Genomic DNA, 15,484 nt, shown 5'->3' with positions numbered 1-15,484 from the left:
CAGGAGGAGTTATTGTTTCCCAAAGAAATGGTTGAATATTTTGACTTGACCAAAGTTGAGGAAGTAGAGGGGACGCTCAATTTTCATTTGAAAGAGCTCAATCTAGCTCCGACTGAATATTTGCCTGAGTAATTAGAGTTTAAAGGTTTTCTTCTTGAAATACGGGTTCAGAATTTCCCCATTCGGAGTAAAAAAGTCTATTATCATATACTTAGACGTAGATGGCGCGTAATATCGAGTGGTGAGACGATTAGCAGAGATTGGGCTTTGGTTGCAAAGGGATCGGGGACGCCTAGTTAAGAATGACACAAGAATTTGGGTTGTTCTTAAAAAAAATATTTGGACCACAATCCGGTAAGTAGTCATCAATTAGGCCATTTCTTTCATGTTGATGGAAAACAATTGGGCCAGCAATACAAAGATCATTTTAGCGATTACCACGATTGGGATCAGAAGGAACACGCTCAAGAGTGGATGTTGTTTGTAGACCATATTGGCGAGCGCTTAAGTATTGATGAAACCGCGCTATCCCATGGTGAACTCATACCATCGTTACCAATAAGGCTGCAGCGGGGCGAAAAGGGGCTTTAGTAGCCATGATTAAAGGTACCCGAGCAGAAGATATTGGTGCGGTAATGCAAAAGATTCCGTGGCATCTTCGCAAAAAGGCAAAGGAGGTAACTTTAGACATGGCGGCTAACATGATAAAGGCCGTCAGACTCAGTTTCCCCCATGCATCTAGGGTAATAGACCGCTTTCACGTACAAAAACTAGCCTTCGATGCAGTTCAAGAATTACGCATAAAGTACCGATGGGAGGCTATAGACCAAGAGAATGAAGCCATTGCGAAAGCGAAACTGAACAAGGAAACATACGAGCCGGAAATTTTTCCAAACGGAGATACATTAAAACAAGTATTAGCGCGTAGCAGATTTTTACTATTTAAACACCAGAGTAAATGGACATTATCCCAACTTGAACGAGCGACTTTCCTGTTGTAACCCTCCCCAAAAATAGGACAAGTTAAAACGCAACAATAAAGGTTTAACATTAACTTGTAACAATGAAAAAGAGTAAGCACTCAGAACATCAGATTGTGAAAGTAGTGGGAGAGTACGAGAACGGTCGTAAGGTAGAAGACATCTTCCGGGAATTAAATATTCACAAAGCCACTTTCCATAACTGGAAGAAGAAGTATTCAGGGATGAGTGGGACGGATCTGGCAGAACTAAAATCTCTTCAACAGGAGAATGCCAGATTAAAGAAGATGTATGCTGATCTGGCCCTGGATCACGCCGTTCTCAAGGACGTACTATCAAAAAAGTTTTAGGACCTTTTGAAAAGCGAGTGGTGGTGAATTATATCGTAAACGAGTATGGCATGAGCATGCAAAAGGCCTGTAAGATCATGGATTTAAGTCGTTCCGTTTATTACTATTCTTCTGTAAAAGACGATACAGAAGTAAGAGGAAAGCTACTAGGTCTAGCCGAAAATCATCCGAAGGAGGGTCAGGATAAGATGTATCAAAGGATACGGAATCAGGGCCTTAAATGGAATTACAAGCGTGTCCGCAGGATTTACCTTCATTGGGTCTAAACCTTCGTCAAAAGACTCGCAAGAGGCTTCCTGCACGTGTTAAAGTACCGTTGATTCAGCCGGAAGGTATCAATCATACCTGGAGCATGGACTTCATGCATGATGTTCTTGACAATGGCCGGAAGATCAGAATTTTGAATATCATCGATGATTATAACCGGGAAGCTCTGGCCGTAGAGGCTCATTTCAGTATACAGTCGAACATGGTAGTTCAAAGTCTGGAGGATCTAATCGCATATAGAGGTAAGCCTACCCAAATCAGAGTTGATAACGGCCCTGAATATATTGCAAAGGTGTTGGCTGACTGGTGTAGAGAGAATGACATCAGACTCCTTTATATCCAGCCCGGAAAGCCCTTTCAGAATGGATAACGTTTTAACCGAACTTTTAGAGAATCTATACGGGACGCTTATGTGTTTGAAAATATCCATCAGGTCAGAATCCTGGCAGAAGAATTTATGAAGGATTATCATACCCAAAGACCGCATGAATCACTAGGAGGATTCACCCCGGAAAAGTTTAAAAATTTGAGCACTTCATTTCCAGCAGGGGGAGCTAGCACCCCCTGCTGGAAGAACAATAAATCAATATCTTTGTTTAATTATACTATGTCCTAAAAAGGGGAGGGTTACAATATTTATGTTAAAATAATGACTCCTATAGCATAAAAAGATAATGCTAAAATTTCATATTTGTATAAATTAGGGATAGAGTTCTATCTTCTTACTATATCTCCATTTCTAGCAATAAAGAGCTCAAGCACTTTCCATGTGGATCTAATGATAAAGACGTAGTAACACCTCCTGACAAAGCACCTTCACACACAAACAAGAGGCTTTTAATATTATACAACTCATAGCGTGTAATACTTCCCTGTAAAAAAGACCATAAATGTTCTCTTACTTTTTCAACTGTAACTTTTTCGCATAAAAGCGGATAATCTTCTTCCTTAAAAGGAATCAGTGATAAGGTTGACGTATTTCCTTTATCTCCGGCTCTGCTATGAGCCAGATGGTATAGTTTTGTCATAAAATGGTTACTTTAAATGATACATCTTCTTTTCTCACAAAAATGGAGTGAATACCTATTACTTCTTTATAATACTTCCTAGAGCCACCTCCTCCGGCGGGTCCATTGGTATAAAGTGCTTCCACTTCTTCACCAATTCTTTGAGCCTCAATTTTTGAAGAACACTTTGCAGCTACTCTTAATCTTACATCATAAGGAAAACTGTTTACACTAAACTTGTCTTCATTGATAGAGTTAAGCCCAATCAGATCGTAACGCACTTCCTGCACACCATCTGATTTCAATCTTTCTTCAAGAATAGTAATAGCTAGTTTTGATCTATCAACGGCATCATACCCCGTATATGAAATCTCACCTTCTCCAAGATGATATGCTTTATATCCTACACTTACTTTTAAGTAGTTACTGGCTTCCGCCCCGATACCGCCTTCTACAAGAACCTCATCCTTTCTGAGTTCCGTTAATCTCACTTTACTAAAATCAGCTATAACGTCAGGAGTTATGTACTTATAGGGATTTAACACTTCATAAAGCAATTGTTCCTTCACTGTTCTTAAATTCAGATTTCCCCCGGTTCCATCGACCTTAGAAAGAATAGCAGCACCATTTCTGCTAACCTCTGCTATTGGGAAACCCAGGTTTGCTGGATCAGCTATCTTCTTTCTGGAAACATCCATAAAGTACCCCCCTGTCAATTGGCCTCCACATTCTAATAAGTGTCCAATAACGGTACCTTGTCCAAACTGCTCAGCATCCGTCCAGCCAAACTCAAATACCATAGGAGCCAGGAACAACGATGGGTCTGCCACACGTCCGGTGATTATGATATCTGAATCTGCTGCGAGAGATTCTATGATTCCTTCTATACCTAAGTACGCATTTGCTGAAACCAAACTGCCGGACTCTGAAATAGGCTTATTGGTTTCAATTGCCATTTCGTTTCCTGTAATTAAACCTAAAACATCATCTCCCGTTACAGCTGCAACCTTAAGATCAAGTCCCTGTTCTAAACATAATTCCTTTACTTTACGAGCTGCAGCAATAGGATTGGCCGCTCCCATATTTGTGATTAACCGGATCTTCTTCTTTTCTAAAAAAGGCAAGAGAGAGCTTATTCTCCTTTCTAAAAACGGATCATAGCCCAGATCAGGGTTAATTTGCTTTTGCTGTTGAGCCAAAGCAATTGTTCTCTCTGCCAGGCATTCCAGAACAAGGTAATCCAATTGTCCCTTCTCAGCTAAAATAACTGCGGGTTCAAACCTGTCGCCTGAAAATCCCGCACCACACCCTATTCTAATTGTTTCTTTCATCTATAAAAATATTGAACCGGTCAAAATCGCTACTAGCGTCATAACCAAAGTAGTACCCCATGCCCAAAAAAATGTATGTTTTTGGTGATCTCCCAGATCCACCTCAGCCATACCAATCAGCAAAAATGTAGAAGCCGTTAACGGACTCAACGGAAAGCCGACCGTCATTTGCCCTAGAAGGGCTGCTCTCCCAAACTGAACTGCGTCTATATTAAGCTGGCTCGCTGACTCTTTGATGATGGGTAAAACACCAAAATAATAGGCATCAGGTGTAAAAATAATACTCGCAGGCATACTGGTTATGGCAGTAAGCAAAACAAGTAAACCCGAGTTTTCGGACTTCATACCGCTTACCAATGAGGTTGCCATAGCTTCAGTCATCCCCCCGTTTGTTAAAATTCCTGAGAAAACTCCGGCTGCAAAAATCATACTCACTACCATAAAGATATTATTCCCATGCCTGCTCAAAACCATTTTTTGCTCCTGTAGCTTAGGGTAATTAATTTGAAGTACCAGTAAAGAAGCCAGCACAAACAAAACCGACGAAGGCACTATCTCCAGAGTTAGTAAAACAATAACCGTGACCGTCAAAACAGCATTAACCAATACTAATTTGGGTCTTCTTAACAGACGTTTATCTTTAGAAAAATCCTCACCAAAAGTATAACTAAAATCCAACACTCCTAGGCGTCTTTTCTCAGCCCGTCCCCAATACCAGGCTACAAAAAGTACCCAAAGTATTCCAGCCCCTATGGCAGGTAAATTAGGAACAAAAAGCTGAGCACTGCTTGCCTCAAAGACGGACAATGCTCTGGCTGACGTACCTGACCACGGCACCAGATGAATAGGCCCAACGCTTAAAGCAACTATCCCCGCAAGAACAAGTTTACTCATCTTCAATGCCTTGTAGATAGGCAAAAAAGCAGTAATCACAATCATAAAAGTAGCGGTACCATCGCCATCCAAATGTACAAGCATCGTAAGCAAAGCAGTACCGATAACTACTTTTAAGGGATCGCCCTTTACAAGCTTCAACACCGTCTTTATCACAGGATCAAACAATCCTGAATCTAACATGATTGAAAAATAAAGTACAGCAAACATCAAAAGCACAGCTGTAGGGGCCACCTGGCGAATTCCGCTTAAAGCAAAAGTACCAATATCAGCTACAGAAAAGCCGGCAATCACTGCCACCAGAACAGGAGTCATAACCAGGGCTATCATCACTGGAACTCTCTTACTCCATATCAAGACGAGAAATAGCCCAATGATTAGTAAACCATAGAGTACGAGCATAGAGTTATTCAAATTTCAGGTAATCATTAAAGAAAGGAAGCATAGCGTTTAACACCCGCCCGTCAAGTGTCCAGATTTTATCTACGTGTGTACCGATATACTCTTCGGCATAATGATTGATCCCGAGATTTTCCAGTTTCTGACTAAATGCCATATTCTGAACCGGAAATCTTGGAGAATCATTTCTACCCCAGTCCAACTTTATGGCTGTCAACTTTCTCAAATTGTCTGCATAGTCATTTACCATTTCAACCGGCATATTCCTGTGCCATTTTTCTAAAACCTTTTGGTTTACAATCAAGGAGTCACCTTTATACGTAAATGGCATATCAGCGTAAAATGGAGGATTGTTTGGATTAGGAGACCAAGCCCGGCCTACAGCTGCCAAAACTTTCGGATAATAGGCTCTTGTAAGTTCTTCTTCCGTCCTGGCGTTTTGATAGATTTTAAAGTAAGGGCTATTGGGGCCAAACTCCTTAACAAATGACATTAGCCCGGGGCTTAGACCATACACTGAACTAAACACTTCGGGATGACGCATCGCTATTTTAATTGCTCCATAACCACCCATAGAGTGCCCGGCAATTCCACGCGACTCTTTTGTAGCCAACGTACGGAAGTTTTTATCCATATAGTCGACCAGCTCCTTAGAAGTAAATGTCTCCCAGTTTCCTGTTAACTCCGAATCAGTATAAAAACTACCCTGATAAAGTGTGTAGTGATTAGGAATAACCAAAATATACGGTTTGATTTTCTTTCTGACTATCCCTTCATCCAGCACTTTTTTAATTTCCGGAGAAATAGCGTCCGTACCTGTGAAACCATGTAGAAAATAGATTACAGGATAACGTTCTTTGCCTCCTTCATATCCGGGGGGTAAATAAACAGAGCAACTTCTGTTTGGATTTTCTCCTCCTTTATTGATCAAGGCTTTTGAATTTATTGTAAACGTCTGAACGCTTCCTTTTTGAGCAAATCCGAAAATTGATACCAATAGAAATATAATACTGAGAGCCTGTTTCATAATTTTCTCGTAATTAAGTAGTTGAATGACTAAATATTAGACCTTTATTTTCAAAATCTGGCAATCACCCGCCTCTCAAATTTCTCTTTTATCTCCACATTTTCTGTGAGGATAATATCCGAAACACTTTTACCTATTAAAAGGTGATAATTACCTGCCTTTGTTACCCAGGCATTTATAGATTCATCAAAAATGGAGAAGTCTTCTGAGTTAATTTTAAACGTTAATATTTGCACTTCTCCAGGGGCTAATTCTTTAGTTTTACCAAAGGAAATTAGTTCCCTGTCAGGATCTTTGTTTAGATTAGAGCGATAAATCTGAACAATTTCTTTTCCTTTTGCTTTACCCGTATTCTTTACGGTTACCTTCAATGTAAACCCAACTTTAGAATCTCCAGAAATCTTACTATTTCTAAAATCGAATGAAGTGTAAGAAAGCCCGAATCCAAATGGAAAAGAAACTTGTTTTTTATTGGTGATATAATCTCTGTATCCTACGTGCAGATCTTCCTCATACGTGGTGAATTCTAAATTCTTACGAGGTTCCTGTGCAGAATTAGGTGGGCCTCCTCCCATCATTTCTTGAAAATTCAACTCTATATCAATTGGGAAATTGTTATTTGATGCTACATCTTTCAGATCATTTGGGAATGACATGGTCAACTTTCCTGAAGGTCCCACTTTACCACTTAAAATATCCGCAACTGAATTTCCACCTTCCTGTCCCGCCTGCCAGGCCAGTAAAATAGCATCTGGTTTTTCTTTCCACGAAGCCGTTTCTATCACTCCTCCAACGTTAAGTATTACTACAACTTTTTTACCTTTAGAATGATAAGCCTTCGCTACTTTTGAAATCAAATTCTGTTCTTCATCACTGAGATAAAAATCATTTGTAGTCTTTCTATCTTCAAACTCGCCGGAATTTCTACCAATTGTAATGATAGCCATATCTGTAGATTTAGCGTATTCTCCAATTTCAGACTCTGACAACTCCAACTCAGGCATTCTTGGTTTATTTAGAAATGCAGCCATTGGGTTATTTGGGTCGGGTTTGTTTTTTTCCTTGTAGTCTCCAACGTAGACCGAATACTTCTCAGCGAGTTTTCTTTCAACACTGAAAGCTGATAGCCCGTCCATTAGTGAAATGATATACGCCTCGTTGACATCTCCACTGCCTGTCCCACCACTAATAAAATCGTAGGAGGTAACACCAAAAGCAGCAATCTTTGTTTCTGAAGATATTGGCAACGTCAGTTTTTCATTTTTAAGTAATATCATTCCCTCGGCTGCGGCTTCTCTGGCAATCAAAGCATGAGCTTTCAGATCTGGTTTATTGGAGTAAGGATACTTTTTAAACCTCGGAGTTTTCAGAATTAAGTCCAGGATTCTTCTAACATTAACATCCACATCTTTCACATCCAGTTTACCATCTTTGACATTCTGAAGAATTGCATCTTTCTGTGGTTTAATTCCGGGCATTAGTAAATCGTTTCCAGCATGAACCTGCTTTACAATGTTTGTTCCACCAAACCAGTCAGTCATAACTATTCCGTCAAACTTCCATTCGTCCCGCAACACAGTTGTTAATAGCTCCCTACTTTCTGAAGTGTAAGTCCCATTAATTTTATTATAGGATGACATCACAGTCCATGGTGATGATTCTTTAACCGCAATTTCAAAACCTTTAAGATATAGCTCTCTCAATGTCCGGTTTTTTATTCTGACATCATTTTTTGAACGAAGGCTTTCCTGATTATTCGCAGCAAAATGTTTGATCGAAGTTCCCACCCCATTAGACTGGATACCATTAACGGCTGCCGCTGTCATTTTCCCTGAAATAATTGGATCTTCAGAATAATATTCAAAATTTCTTCCGTTAAGCGGATGTCGATGCAAATTTAAAGCAGGAGCCAAAAGTACATCTGCTCCATATTCAAGAGCCTCTTTACCCATAGCTTTACCTATATTCTCAGCCAGTTCAAGGTTCCATGAAGAAGCAATCAATGTAGCAATTGGAAAGGCTGTTGCGTAAAACGTTTGTGTGTCATTTTGACGAGTTGGACTTATCCTTATTCCAGCAGGGCCGTCCGCCAGAACTATAGCCGGAATTCCCAACCTTGGAATAGCTTTAGTGGTACCAGCCGCACCCGGAACGAGGTTTTCAGTTTGTCCTACTGTTGGCCCACCAAAACCGGGCATTCCTGCACCAACCAATAAATCTACCTTTTCTTCTAACGTCATCGCATTTAACACCTCCTGTACGGAATTCTTACCAAGCTGGGGGCTTGCTGGCCGGAGAGCCGAAATGAGAAGAAAAATATGCCTACTGATATATATAGTTTTTTCATGGGTGTTAAGAATGATTTTCGTTGAATTTTGAAAATTCAAGCACATTCCCGAACAGAACATGCTTGAAAAAAGTGATTATTTAGGGCCAACAATCAATCTATTTAAATAAAAGTGGGACAAACTCTGACAGGTAAAGTCTCCAGTTTGACCAGGTATGTCCTCCTTCTGATTCTCTGTAAGTATACTTTACTTTCTTATCGTCTAAAAGTTTTCTAAAATCTACTCCGCTCTGATACAGAAAATCTGTTTTTCCCATACCAATCCAGTACAGTTTGTACCCATTATCACGCTGTTTTTCAAGGTTCTTTTCGTAGTTTTCATAAACAGCAGGTACTTGCTTTGCATCTGGTCTGTTCAGACGATATGCAGCAGAAAAAAGTCCTACATAATCAAATGTATTGTTCAAATTGGCTGAAATAAACAAGGTGTGAGAACCGCCCATTGACAAACCTGCAATAGCACGATCTGCCTTGTTTTTCTTAACACGGTAAGTCTTCTCTACAAAGTCAACTACATCCTGGAAAGTACTCTCCATATTACCAGAGCCTACATCGGGCGTCATCATTATTGGTTTGTAAAGTCCCTTGCTTGATTCACCCGGTGCGGCTGCATTACTGGTGTGCCCGTTAGTCATCACCACAAGCATAGGCTTGGCTTTGCCTGCTGCAATCAGATTATCCAGAATCTGAGCCGTCCTTCCCAAGGAAATCCAGGCCTCTTCGTCACCTCCCACACCGTGAAGAAGATAAAGCACCGGATAGCTCTCTTTACTGCGTTCATAGCCCGGCGGTGTATAAACCGTTAAACGTCTGGTAGCCTTTAAACCAGGGGAGTCGTACCAGGTACGCGAGACTGTCCCATGAGGTACATCAGCTACCTTATAGGCTGAAGACTGATCACCATTGGTAATGAATATGCTGAACATATTGGCAATGTCTCTGATTTGGTATACGTTATTCGGGTCTGTAATTTTCAGCCCATCCACTATGTAATTGTACATGAATAAATCTGACTTCAAAGACTCCGAAGTATATGTCCATATTCCTTTTTCATCCTTTTTCATTGCCACTTTGCCCGGAACCCATCCTTCTGCCGGCATCCAATCTCCCTGTAAAAAAACCTCTGCAGCTTTAGGAGCATCGAGCTTGAAAGTAACGGTATTGTTATCATTTACCTGCGGTGAAATTATTCCCTGTGCACCAGAGAAATCAAGATTTTGCTGGGCATGAAGCATAATTACACTCATGATCAGAATACTTAAGGTTAGAATTGTTTTTTTCATTTTTTATTTACTTAAAATTCATTTTTTGAAATTTCTTGAAGGGAATCTGAGAGCCTCATAAAGTGCAGAATGCCAATACTCCTAGGTATGTCCTCCGTCACGGATTCTAAACTGAAGCGGTATACCAACCTTTTTCATCGCTCTGACATAATCTATGTTAACATCCAGCAAAAAGTCATCGTCGCCGCAATCCACAAACCAGTTCACAGCTTTCAACTTTTCTAAAGTGGCAGCATCGGCTTTTTCAACAAAGGCAATAGAGCTATTGGCAATGACACTTTGGGTTAACAGATCCAACTTTTTATCCAGACCAGGAGGGCCACCGACAAATGGGATATTCATCAGAGCACTCATCGCGTAAACCGAAGAAAACAGTTCAGGATGCTTTTGTGCATAAACTGTAGATCCACCACCTCCCATTGATAGTCCTGCTATAGCTCTCTCTTCTTTACCTCTACTTACTCTGTACTTTCCCTCTATATGAGGTAAAAACTCTTCGAAGAAAAACCGCTCATAGCTCCAACCTTCCATGTCAAAATAACCGTTCCAGTCTGTGCCGGCATCGGGGGTAACAATAATCATCTCTCTAACCTCCCCTCCATCTATCAGCTGATTGGCCACGTCTTCTACGTGTCCACGGGTTGGCCAGCCTTTGTGGGTATCGTTCATACCATGCAATAGATACAATATGGGATATTGTCTCGATTCTTCTGTCTTGTAAGATTTGGGCAGATAAATAGAGTAATTTCTTGTGGTGTTCAATACCTTACTTTCTATTACTTCGTATTCTATCTTACCTTGAGGAGGCATAATAAAACCTTGCCCTTGGCTATTTAGAGAGGCTAATAATAAAACAACAGCTACTACAATCTTCTGTGTTACCATCCCGGATTTTGTTTAATATTCTTGTTCACATTCATTTCATGTTCAGGAAAAGGGAGCAGCTCATTCTTCCCCTTTTTGAAACCAAAAGTTTGATTGCTATAGGGGTAGATGATGGTATGACTTCCGTCGTTATTCAATCCAGTAAAAGTGGGTACTTTTTCACCTTGTTTCTCTAAAAAGTGAGTATCTCCCCAGCGTACCAGATCCTGAAAACGAACTCCTTCAAAACAGAGCTCAAGTCTCTTTTCTGTCTTGATATTATCCAGTGAAACATTGTCAAGAGCTTTTAGTTTTGCTCTGCTTCTGATTTGATTGATGTAGGAAAGAGCCTGAGCATTCCTTCCGGTTTGAACAGCAGCTTCCGCAGCTAAAAGAAGAACTTCAGCATATCTTAAAACTCTGAAATTGGCTGTGGTAGAAAAACCAAAAGATGCCACAAGTACTTCAGAACCCAAGTATCTGTGCTTCCAATTAAAATAGCCTTCATTTCCATATAAGGAGCTTCCCGGATTAAGTGCAATGCCCACATTATTCAGCTGTTTGTAAGTCTTGATGGTGTTATTTAGCCGGTAACCTTCTGCCCCCTCCTCCGCAAGAAATGCCTGATACAATGCTGACGTAGGATTTCCGAAACCCCAACCCGAAGGATAGATACCATGTAAACCTGTAAAATACCCGGAAAGATTCAGCTTATCACTTCTATAGCCGTTCATGATTCCCCAAAGGGTGTTTCCCTGCTCAAAGGCGTTATTATCATCACCTATAGAGTTAAACTCAAAGACAGACTCTGAAGAAAAATCAGAGACAGCTCTAAGTACGTTTTCATAGTCTGCTACCAAACCATGTTTTCCATCGTTGATTACCGTTGACAAGTTCTCAAACGCTTCTTCATTTTTACCTTGAAATAACTGAGCTTTTCCTAAAAACGCTCTGGCTGCGTCTGATGTAAGTCTTGCAGGTTGGGCTGTATTGGCAGCACTTCCCTTCTGAGGAAGGCTATTACTCTGCAATGCATCCTTGTAGTCAGTTTCTATCAAGTTCCAGAGAGCGTTTTTGTCTCCGTTGGGCTGTTGATATTCGTCAGGTGACAACTCCATAGTAACCAGAGGTACATTTCCCCACAAGGTGACCAGATCGAAATAGACTGCAGCACGGATAGTCTTAGCTTCCGCTACTGCTCGCTTCTTGACATCGGAATCCGGCTCAATTCGATTTATAATAAGGTTTGCGAGGTAAATGGCATTGTAATATTGTGCAAAAGTGCTACTTACTGTAGTATTTGCCGCTCCAAAATTGTATTCATTAATTTGCTCATACATACTGTTATCGCCTCTTGATCCGCCACCACAAATGACATCATCAGAGAGCAGGTTTTTTAACCAGAACTGACCATACAAGGAAGCCCGCCATGAAGCATAAACAGCAGCAATGGCCTCTTCAGCATCTTTATCGGTCTTATAAAAATTCTCTACACTGGTTGCTCCCGGCTGTACGATTCTAAGATGATTCTCACATGCCGATGAGACTGCAACGACTATTATTATTGCTATTTTGTATACAATGTTCTTCATGATTTTTAAAAGGAAAGGTTAATACCAAAAACCAGTTTTTTTGCAATAGGATATGCTCCTTTATCTACTCCCAAAGCGGAAGTTGACCCTGCTGAAGCTTCCGGATCCATTCCCGGATACTTAGTAAACACAAACCAGTCATCCAGAGAAGTATAAACTCTGCAGTTGTCTACCTTTAATTTACTCAAAAGAGAAGAAGGTAATCTATAGCCTATCTGAAGCTGCTTAATTTTAAAGAAAGAAGCATCAAATATCGCGGCATCACTAATCCAGTACTTGTCTTCTCCGTTTGCATTCGGTCTTGGCCTTGGAGCATCCTGATTGGTCGGTGTCCATCTTTCATCATAGAATATACTTAGTTTGTTCCCTCTTGGTCTGTCTATACGGGTTAAGGCATTGTAAATTTGATTGCCTTGTGATCCCGCTCCGAAGACCGTTAAGTCAAATCCTTTGAATGAGCCTGTCAATGTAATACCATACGTAAAATCAGGAATTGCACTGCCAATCATGGCCATGTCCTGATCGTTAATTATGCCATCGCCCTGATCCGGAATTCCATCACCGTTGGTATCAACCGTAAACTGGTCTTTGAATATCGGGTCACCGGTTTCTCTGTTAATTCCTTGTAATTCATACCCTCTGAAATACCACACCGGAAGTCCTTGCTCAAATGCAGTAATTCCTGTAAACGTATGATAAGAAGCCCCACTGATTCTTGAAATACTCGGATCAAGATAGGTTACCTTGTTCTTAAGTGTAGCTATATTACCTTTGATTCCGTATTTAAAACCGCTGCTAAACTGATCTTCCCAGCCTAATTCTGCCTCAAAGCCTTTATTAGTTACATTCCCTGCATTAACTACCGTTGATGTCACACCTGTCTCATAAGGCGGTGTAATAGCTACAAGTAACCCGCTCGTCTTTTTATGGAAATAGTCGAGAGTTGCAGAAAATCGATTATCAAAAGCTCTGAGGTCGATACCAAAGTCTGTCTGCTCTGAGGTTTCCCATTTTAAATTTGGGTTAGTTAATGTATTGGGAGAAGAAGCCACCTGATAATTGATATCCGATGAGTAAGGATACATTCCTCCGGACATAATAGAAGCCAGATACGCATAACCGCCAAGTGGTCCCGTACTTCCGTTTTGCCCCCAACTCGCCCTCACTTTAAGAAAAGATATCCAATCGGTCTTGGGAAAAAACTTCTCTTTTGAAATTACATATCCAAGTGACATGGCCGGAAAGGTACCCCATCTGTTTTCGTAGGGTAAAATCGAGTTGTCACTTGCATCTCTTCGTAACGAAGCCTGAAACAATAGTTTATCAAGATAGTTATAACTCAAACGTCCAAAGTAGGACAATTGCCTTGTATAAAGCTGAATACCACCGATAGTTCTCGTAGCTGTTGGTGCCAGAAAGTCCAGATCCCTGTAGGGAAGATCATTCTTAATAAGTTCATTTCCAGCGGCATTCACACTAGCGGTTTCTGTGTGCTGATATGATGTACCCGCCATCACTGTAAAGTCATGCGACTTTAATTTGAAATGATAGTTGGCAAAATTTTCCCACTGATAATAAATGCTGTTTGAGTTTGTTCTGCTCATATTAATCTTGTCTCTGTAGGCTACCGCATTGGCATAATACATATCCTGAAAAGTATGATTATTGGAGAAAGCTCCTCTATAACCGAACTTGGACGTAAAAACCAGACCTTTCAAAGGCATGATATCCATAAACATGGTACCCAATATATTTGCACCGGAGTTCTTGTTTTGATTAACATCCCTCATAATGCCCGGATGAATCTGCTCCGATTCAAAAATTCTTGACACACCATAGTAGTCTCTAGAACTGTTTCTTATTAACGCCCTGCCTACCTGCAGATGGCTTTTCATAAAATCAGGCAGATTATTCTCTGAATAAAGATTGGGAGTAAGCGGATCCATGGTAAGTACAGCGGCCAGCAAACTTCCGTACTCAGAGTTTTCTGATACTGTCTGACTTGTCCATTTTTCCAGTGTATTTGTAGTTCCGATTTTAAGCCATGGCCGTATCTTGTAGTCTCCGTTAATCATCCCCGAAACACGATTATAAACATCCTGATTGCCAACAACTATACCGTCCTGATCCAGGTAAGAAAGCCCTACAAAATAGGTGCCTTTTTCATTACCTCCCTGTAACCCAAGATTATGCCTGTGCATCAGTGATTTTTCGAAAGCAATATCCGCCCAATTCGTATTGGTTACACCGTCCCACAAGGTATTCACTTCATTCGGGGTGATAAAATTAGCTTCTGTCATATAGCTGACATACTGCTGAGCATTCATCACCTTAGGAATCCGATTTAATTCGCTTGTGGACATTTGGTAGTCATACGTAATTTTAGCTACACCTGATTTCCCTTTTTTTGTCGTAATTAATATTACACCATTTCCCGCCTGAGCACCGTATATAGCAGCGGAAGCAGCATCTTTTAACACCTCCATACTTTCAATATTGTTAGGGTCAATTCCCGCAATATTAGAAGTTCTTAGTCCATCAACTACATACAGGGGGTCTGAGGATGAGTTAGAACTAAAACCTCTTATACGAATAGTAGGGTTACTGCCCGGGGCACCTGAGGTTTGTATTACCTGCACTCCGGCGGCCTTTCCTTGCAATGCCTGCTGAGCATTTACTACCGTTCGGTTTTCTATATCTTCCGTTTTTACCTGCGATATCGCTCCGGTTAAATCACTTTTTCGCTGAACACCGTATCCCACTACCACTACTTCATCCAGACCAATATTGCTTTCTTCCATGACCACCTCTATGTTGCCAGAAGAAACAGCTGCCACCTCTTTAGTAGAATATCCCACCATAGAAAAAACCAGCACCGGCTTTTCTAAGGAGGTCTTTACTTCAAAATTTCCTTCTGCATCTGTAAAACCTCCTGTACTTGTACCTTTAACAGTAACCGATACCCCGATGAGAGGTTCTTTGCCGTCGGTGACTTTGCCTTTAAAAGATTGCTGGGCACTCGCCGCAAGCGGTAAAATAAAAAATAGAAGAAATTTAAAGAGGCTATAACAAAGCCTCCATCTTGCTTGAGACAAAACATTTTTCATATGTATTAAGGTTGATTTTGGCAGATGCTTTAGGGT

At 40.7% G+C, this 15,484-nt stretch carries 12 protein-coding genes and 1 pseudogene; 4 read left to right on the top strand and 9 right to left on the bottom strand.

Going from position 1 to position 15,484, the window contains the following annotated elements:
- Window positions 1-159 precede the first annotated feature (159 nt).
- From LBYS_RS19985 to LBYS_RS19830, 4 genes and pseudogenes are all read left to right on the top strand, one after another.
- Complete coding sequence (locus LBYS_RS19985) at window positions 160-300, top strand: hypothetical protein (protein ID WP_445468618.1); 141 nt, start codon at window positions 160-162, stop codon at window positions 298-300.
- Window positions 301-339: 39 nt separating this feature from the next.
- A complete protein-coding gene (locus tag LBYS_RS19515; protein ID WP_229310440.1) occupies window positions 340-591 on the top strand; it encodes a hypothetical protein in 252 nt (83 codons plus the stop codon).
- A gap of 5 nt (window positions 592-596) precedes the next feature.
- Window positions 597-1,001, top strand: coding sequence for a transposase (locus tag LBYS_RS19510; protein ID WP_229310439.1), 405 nt, complete (start codon window positions 597-599; stop codon window positions 999-1,001).
- 62 nt (window positions 1,002-1,063) lie between these two features.
- Window positions 1,064-2,213, top strand: a pseudogene (locus LBYS_RS19830) (IS3 family transposase).
- A 109-nt stretch (window positions 2,214-2,322) separates the two neighbouring features.
- Here LBYS_RS19830 and LBYS_RS01375 read toward each other — a convergent pair.
- The 9 genes from LBYS_RS01375 to LBYS_RS01335 form a co-directional block, all read right to left on the bottom strand.
- Complete coding sequence (locus tag LBYS_RS01375; RefSeq protein ID WP_013407120.1) at window positions 2,323-2,625, bottom strand: AtuA-related protein; 303 nt, start codon at window positions 2,623-2,625, stop codon at window positions 2,323-2,325.
- On the bottom strand, window positions 2,622-3,935 hold the full coding sequence (locus LBYS_RS01370) for an acyclic terpene utilization AtuA family protein (RefSeq protein ID WP_013407119.1): 1,314 nt from the start codon (window positions 3,933-3,935) through the stop codon (window positions 2,622-2,624). The genes LBYS_RS01375 and LBYS_RS01370 overlap by 4 nt, the downstream gene beginning before the upstream one ends.
- Entirely contained in the window at window positions 3,936-5,231 is a 1,296-nt protein-coding gene (locus LBYS_RS01365; protein WP_013407118.1) for a CitMHS family transporter, read from the bottom strand.
- Window positions 5,232-5,235: 4 nt separating this feature from the next.
- Window positions 5,236-6,255 (bottom strand): alpha/beta hydrolase, encoded by a 1,020-nt coding sequence (locus LBYS_RS01360; RefSeq protein ID WP_013407117.1) that lies wholly within the window; start codon window positions 6,253-6,255, stop codon window positions 5,236-5,238.
- Between the two features lie 50 nt (window positions 6,256-6,305).
- The gene (locus LBYS_RS01355) at window positions 6,306-8,495 is read right to left on the bottom strand and encodes a beta-glucosidase (RefSeq protein WP_187287909.1); all 2,190 of its coding nucleotides are present in this window, start codon (window positions 8,493-8,495) and stop codon (window positions 6,306-6,308) included.
- 205 nt (window positions 8,496-8,700) lie between these two features.
- The gene (locus LBYS_RS01350; RefSeq protein ID WP_013407115.1) at window positions 8,701-9,885 is read right to left on the bottom strand and encodes an esterase; all 1,185 of its coding nucleotides are present in this window, start codon (window positions 9,883-9,885) and stop codon (window positions 8,701-8,703) included.
- Between the two features lie 81 nt (window positions 9,886-9,966).
- Window positions 9,967-10,770 (bottom strand): alpha/beta hydrolase, encoded by an 804-nt coding sequence (locus LBYS_RS01345; protein ID WP_013407114.1) that lies wholly within the window; start codon window positions 10,768-10,770, stop codon window positions 9,967-9,969.
- Window positions 10,764-12,341: a RagB/SusD family nutrient uptake outer membrane protein gene (locus LBYS_RS01340; RefSeq protein ID WP_013407113.1), complete on the bottom strand. Its 1,578-nt coding sequence runs from the start codon at window positions 12,339-12,341 to the stop codon at window positions 10,764-10,766. The genes LBYS_RS01345 and LBYS_RS01340 overlap by 7 nt, the downstream gene beginning before the upstream one ends.
- Before the next feature lie 5 nt (window positions 12,342-12,346).
- Window positions 12,347-15,448: a SusC/RagA family TonB-linked outer membrane protein gene (locus LBYS_RS01335; RefSeq protein WP_013407112.1), complete on the bottom strand. Its 3,102-nt coding sequence runs from the start codon at window positions 15,446-15,448 to the stop codon at window positions 12,347-12,349.
- Between the last annotated feature and the right edge of the window lie 36 nt (window positions 15,449-15,484).

Origin of the sequence: Leadbetterella byssophila DSM 17132 (assembly GCF_000166395.1) — a bacterium.
GTDB lineage: Bacteria > Bacteroidota > Bacteroidia > Cytophagales > Spirosomataceae > Leadbetterella > Leadbetterella byssophila.
Note: the sequence above shows the minus strand (reverse complement) of the source record. Positions and strands in the feature narration are given on the sequence as shown.